At 70.4% G+C, this 5,096-nt stretch carries 8 protein-coding genes; 5 read left to right on the top strand and 3 right to left on the bottom strand.

Translation table 11 applies throughout. The features are described from left to right. Positions 1-71: 71 nt before the first annotated feature. The 3 genes from ACFU7Y_RS39805 to ACFU7Y_RS39795 are packed head-to-tail and all read right to left on the bottom strand — an operon-like array spanning position 72 to position 1,019. Positions 72-539, bottom strand: a complete 468-nt coding sequence (locus ACFU7Y_RS39805; RefSeq protein WP_308020161.1) for an NUDIX domain-containing protein — start codon at positions 537-539, stop codon at positions 72-74. A 32-nt stretch (positions 540-571) separates the two neighbouring features. After that, on the bottom strand, positions 572-817 hold the full coding sequence (locus tag ACFU7Y_RS39800; RefSeq protein WP_224277147.1) for a hypothetical protein: 246 nt from the start codon (positions 815-817) through the stop codon (positions 572-574). A gap of 1 nt (position 818) precedes the next feature. Next, positions 819-1,019, bottom strand: a complete 201-nt coding sequence (locus ACFU7Y_RS39795) for a hypothetical protein (protein WP_224277149.1) — start codon at positions 1,017-1,019, stop codon at positions 819-821. A 118-nt stretch (positions 1,020-1,137) separates the two neighbouring features. On the opposite strand from ACFU7Y_RS39795, the gene ACFU7Y_RS39790 reads away from it, so the two are divergent. From ACFU7Y_RS39790 to ACFU7Y_RS39770, 5 genes are all read left to right on the top strand, one after another. Further along, the gene (locus ACFU7Y_RS39790) at positions 1,138-1,977 is read left to right on the top strand and encodes a helix-turn-helix transcriptional regulator (protein WP_224277151.1); all 840 of its coding nucleotides are present in this window, start codon (positions 1,138-1,140) and stop codon (positions 1,975-1,977) included. Continuing rightward, positions 1,962-2,171 (top strand): DUF397 domain-containing protein, encoded by a 210-nt coding sequence (locus ACFU7Y_RS39785; protein WP_224277153.1) that lies wholly within the window; start codon positions 1,962-1,964, stop codon positions 2,169-2,171. The genes ACFU7Y_RS39790 and ACFU7Y_RS39785 overlap by 16 nt, the downstream gene beginning before the upstream one ends. A gap of 233 nt (positions 2,172-2,404) precedes the next feature. Further along, entirely contained in the window at positions 2,405-3,001 is a 597-nt protein-coding gene (locus ACFU7Y_RS39780) for a peptidase inhibitor family I36 protein (RefSeq protein ID WP_224277155.1), read from the top strand. A 321-nt stretch (positions 3,002-3,322) separates the two neighbouring features. Then, positions 3,323-4,435, top strand: coding sequence for an ABC transporter substrate-binding protein (locus ACFU7Y_RS39775; protein ID WP_224277156.1), 1,113 nt, complete (start codon positions 3,323-3,325; stop codon positions 4,433-4,435). A 116-nt stretch (positions 4,436-4,551) separates the two neighbouring features. Beyond that, complete coding sequence (locus ACFU7Y_RS39770; protein ID WP_224277158.1) at positions 4,552-5,067, top strand: DinB family protein; 516 nt, start codon at positions 4,552-4,554, stop codon at positions 5,065-5,067. Positions 5,068-5,096 lie beyond the last annotated feature (29 nt).

The raw sequence follows: 5,096 nt of genomic DNA, 5'->3' as shown, positions 1-5,096 counted from the left end.
TCGGCCGCGTCCGATGTGTATACGCCCCCGGCGCGGCCGCCCGCGCCGGGCCGAGGCGTGTCCACGCACCGTCAGGCGGCGCGCTGGCCGTGGAGGAGGACGGGCACGGAGCGGTTGGCGAGGGCCTCGGCGGCGCGGGCGGCCTGGGAGGGGGCCATGAAGGCCGGCAGGTCGAGGGCGGGGACGAAGCGGGCGCCGAGCAGGCCGCTCCTGTGCTGGGGCGGGACGGTGATCCGGGCGCTGTCGGGGACGGTGCCGCCGTCGAAGACGAGGTTGAGTCGTTCCAGGTAGCGGTCGGCCGGGGTGAAGTCGACGGCGATGATGTCGGTGAGACGGGCGATCAGCCCGGTGTCGGCGCGCAGGTGGCGGGCGGCGGCCAGGTGCGGCGGCTCGTTGGGGCGGGCGGAGCCGCCCGGCAGGATCATGCCGTCCATGTAGTCGGGGTCGACGAGGAGGACGTCGCCGCGTTGGTTGCGGACGAGGACGAGGCAGCCGAGCCGGCAGACGGGGGGCTTGGCGAGCAGGCGGGGGTCTTGCACGGGGAGTCCACTTTCTCGACGTGGCAGGGGGTTCAGTCGTCGTAGGTGAGGCGCTCGTAGCGCAGCCCCTTGCGCAGCAGGTCGACCATGCGCAGGAGGTCGAGCGGGCGGGCGGTGAGGTGGAGCAGGTAGCTGCACGTCAGGCGGCCGTCCGCCCAGTCGACTTCGAGGGTGGGGGGCTTGACGCCGCCGAGGGCGAGGACGGTGGTGAGGTCGTCCAGGACGTCGGCGGCCTGGCGGCGCTGCTCGGCGGTCGCGCGGGAGAGGGTGGAGGACATCTCACTTCTCCCCGGGCCGCTTGTGGACCTCGAAGGCCCGCCAGGCACTGTAGGCGTCCCCGAAGAAGACGAACGAGGCGAGCTCCCCGGTGGGTTGGCGCAGCCACTCGCCGGTCATCTCGTTGCGGACCCGGTAGCGGTCGGCCTCGGGGTCCCAGCGGACGCCGTAGCCGTGGAGGCGGGGGGCTTGGTCGTGGGCCATGGAACGGAACCCTCTGCGATCGGAGTTTCACTTTCTGTGCACATGGTGGCGCAAGGTCACCTAGCATCGGAAGCGGCCTGCTACTTGCCGAGGGGCCACACGGAAGTTGAGGGCTGCCATGAACAAGAAGAAGATTGACCCGGAGTCGAGCCCCTGGGCGCCCTTCGGAATCCAACTCCGCAACTCACGAGAGGCCAAGGGCCTCCTCCAGGAGGAGCTGGCCCCGCTCATCGGGTGCTCCCCCTCACACCTCTCCTATGTCGAACTTGCGCACCGGCCGCCGAGCCGCAAGCTCGCCGAACTCTCCGACATCGCACTCGACACGGGCGGCACCATGATGCTGATGTGGTATCAGCTGAAGAATGCCGCGATCTTGGAGGGCTTCCCGGAGTACTCCCGTTACGAGGCTCTTGCCGAAGAGATCAGGATCTTCGAGAACGACATCGTCAACGGGCTTCTCCAGACCCGGGCGTATGCCACCGCCATCCAGATGGGTTTCGTCAGGCAAGGCGGTTCGACCCTGAAACTGGCAGAGGAACGCATCGAATTCAGGCTCGCCCGGCAGCAAGTCCTGCAGCGGACTCCTCCCCCACTCCTCCACGTGGTGCTGGACGAGTGCTGCATCAGGCGGGTCGTCGGCGGGCGTGACGTCATGGTCGAACAACTGCTTCACCTTGAGCAGCTGTCCACTCGCCCCGAGGTGGTCATCCAGGTGGCCCCGTTCTCTCTGGGCGAGGACCGGCCGTTCACGCACATGGCGACCCTCCTTACCATGCCGAACCGCAAAGTTCTTGCTTATGGCGAGGTTGAGCAGCGCGGTTACATCGATCGCGATACCAAGTCGGTTGCCACGCTAGTCAAGAGCTACGATCGACTTGCGGTCGAGGCCCTTGGCCGGGCCGAATCGCTGGCTTTCATCCGTGCGGCAAGGAGGGACCTGGAGTGGATGTCGACCTGACCGAGGCTTCCTGGCGGAAGAGTTCGTACAGCGGCGCAAATGGGGGCCAGTGCATCGAGGTCGCCGACGGCTTCGCCGGCGTCATGCCCGTGCGCGACTCCAAGGACCCCTCCGGCCCGGCTCTCCTCTTCCCCGCCCCCGCCTGGCAGGCCTTCGTCACCGCCGTCCGCACCGGCGAGTTCGACGCCCGCTGACCGCAGCCACCGGCCCCGCCGCCCCACCCTGGGGCGGCGGGGCCAAGGTCTCTGTAGCTTCGCTTGTCGTAGCAGGTGGTTGATCGTGTTGCCCGGGCAGGCGGCCAGGCTGTCGGGCTTCTTGCGGGGCCGGCCCGGAACGGTCCGGGCAACCGGCCGTACGCATTCCTACAAGACGCTACTCCCCGCCCCGGACAGGATTGGCTTCCGAAGGACCCCTACAAGGAGGTTTCATGCTGAAACGCCTGATCGTGGGAGCCATGAAGAAGCGCCTGCTCGCGGTGCCGCTCGCCGTGGCGGCCGCCCTGGCGGTCTGCGTCGCTCCCGCCGCGTCCGCCGCCACCGGCGCAAGCAGCACCAGCGCCGCCCGCGCGGACTTCTCGGCGCAGGCCCGCAGCCTCGGGCTGAACAGTGCCCAGGCCAAGAGCCTGCAGACCCGGGCGGACGACTACCTCGCCAAGACACCCGGGGCGCGCCAGGTGGCCGTGAACAAGATCGCCCTGAACGGCGGTGAGTTGCTGCTCCCCCTGCCCGGGGAGGAACGGGCCCGCGACCTCGACGCCAACAGCCTGTCCTCGGGCTGCCCGTACACCTATGTGTGCGCGTACAGCGGCACGAACTTCACAGGCGAGGAGTTGCGCCTGTTCACCTGCAACTACCCGGTCCGCATCTATTGGTCCGGGACCGGATCGTGGATCAACAACCAGCGGTCCACCCTGTACGCCAAGTTCTACGACGTCAACGGCAACCTCGGCTGGACCTCCCCCGGCGGCTACAGCGAGGACCGCGCGGCCCCCTGGGGCTGGGTCTACTGGCTCAGCCCCTGCTAGAACCGCCGACCGCCGCCCCGACTGCGACGGCGGCGGCCTGAGCGGGAAGGCGGCCTCGCCGACTTCCCGCTCTTTCCTGCTGTTCGACAACGTCCCGAACCGTCCGCCACCCCCAGCCCGGCAGGCCTTCGTCACCGGCGGCACCGCGAACGAGAATTCACTTGTCCTGTGGCGGTGGTGGTGGATGCAATGTCCTCGCATGATCACGCAGGTGCGCTCACCGTGGCGAGGCGCGATGGGCGCGTACCACCGGGCGTTGCCGCTCGGCGATCCGTTTCCGGGCAGCCTGCGACCGAATCGTCACGCGGGAGACGCCAACGTATGAGTACGTCGCCATCGCCGTCCGCAGCGGAGCGGACGGACGGACCACCGGTGCGGATCGGCGCTCTCGTTCCGCTGACCCGGCCCGGCTGGGTCGAGGCGGGCCGGCACGTGCTCGCCGGGCTCGAACTGGCCGTTCGCGAAGTCAACGACACGGGTGGGATCGCAGGGCGACCACTCGAACTGGTGGTCCGGGACACCGCGGCCGATCCGCAGCGGGCCGCGGAGGCCGTGGACGAGCTGGCCCGCCTGGGCGTGGCCGCCCTGGCCGGGGAGTACCACAGCGTCGTCGCCCGGGCGGCTGCCGCCAGGGCCGACGCCCTCGGCCTGCCGTACCTCTGCACGTCGGCGGTGCTCGACGCGCTCACCGAACAGCCGAGCCCGTGGGTCGCGCGCCTGTGCCCGGCGCAGTCGCACAGCTGGCGGATCTACGCGGACTTCCTCCTCGGCGCGGGCCACAGCCGAATCGCCGTGGCAACCCAGCCGAGCGTCTACTGGGCAGCCGGGACCCGCATCCTGCGGGACTGCCTCGCCCCGCACGGCGGCACCGTCATCGAACTCGACACGGGCGAGCTCGACCCCACCGCCGTGTGCGACGAACTCGTGCGGCAGGGCGCGACAGCCCTCCTCCTGCTGGTCGGCGCCCCGGAGCCGGCGGCATCGATCGTCAGGTCCGTCCGCCGCGACCGGCGCCTCGCCGGGATCGTGATCGGCGCTCCGGCAGGGCAACCGGAGTTCGCCGAGTGGGCGGCCCTGCTGGGCGACGACGGCTCGGCGGTCCCGTTCCTGCGCTACCTGCCCGAGCGTCTCGGCCCACTCGGTGCGCGAGTCGGGACGGCCCTGCGCGAGCACTTGGGCGAAGCGCCCTCCTTCGTCGCCTTCGAGGGCTACGACACGGTCACCGTCCTCGCCGACGTGCTGCGTTCCCACGGCACGGACCGGGCGCGCATCGCCGAATCCTGGCCGCGCGTCGCCGTCGAGGGCACCCGCGGACGGATCCGGTTCTCCCGCACGCCGGACGGCAGCGTCTGGCAATGGGCCTGGCCGCCGGTCCAGGTCGTCGACCGGGATCCGGCGGCACCCGACCGCTTCCGGGTCCTCCACACCGGCTGAGAGCGCGCGCAAGGGCAGGCAGTCGGCCCTGCCGGCTTCCTGCCCGCGCCCGGTCCACCGGGCCGCACGCGTAAATCCGGTGCGCCCGTCGGATCGCCCCGGTAGCCTGCACCGCCATGGCATCGGAACTGGAACGCCCCCCACTCCAAGCGGACGAACGCACCGCGCTCATCGGCTGGTTGGACCTGCAACGGCAGATCCTGCGCTGGAAGTGCGAGGGGCTGGACGACCAGGACGCGCACCGCTCGGTCATCCCGACCTCGCCGACCATGACGATGGCCGGCCTCGTCTCGCACATGCGCTGGACCGAACACCTCTGGCTGGAGGTGCTGTTCCTCGGCGGCGACGAGAAGCAGAACCCGGCGTTCGACGAGTCGGACGAGGACGCCGACTGGCACACCGGCGGCCGCCCCCTCGCCGAGCTGCTCGCGGAGTACGAGGCCCAGTGCGCCCGCAGCAACGAGATCGTCGCGGCGGCCTCCCTGGACGACGTCGGCCGCCACCCCGGCTTCCGCAGCGGCGGCGCCAACCTCCGCTGGATGCTGATCCACCTCATCGAGGAGACGGGCCGCCACGCAGGGCACGCCGACATCGTCCGGGAGCTCCTCGACGGCTCGAAGGGCTACTACTAGCTGCGGTCGACTGCCCGGGACTCAAGTCC

This window comes from Kitasatospora sp. NPDC057542, assembly GCF_042801945.1.
GTDB lineage: Bacteria > Actinomycetota > Actinomycetes > Streptomycetales > Streptomycetaceae > Kitasatospora.
The sequence above is the reverse complement of the archived record's forward strand: the minus strand, read 5'-3'. Positions and strand labels throughout refer to the sequence as shown.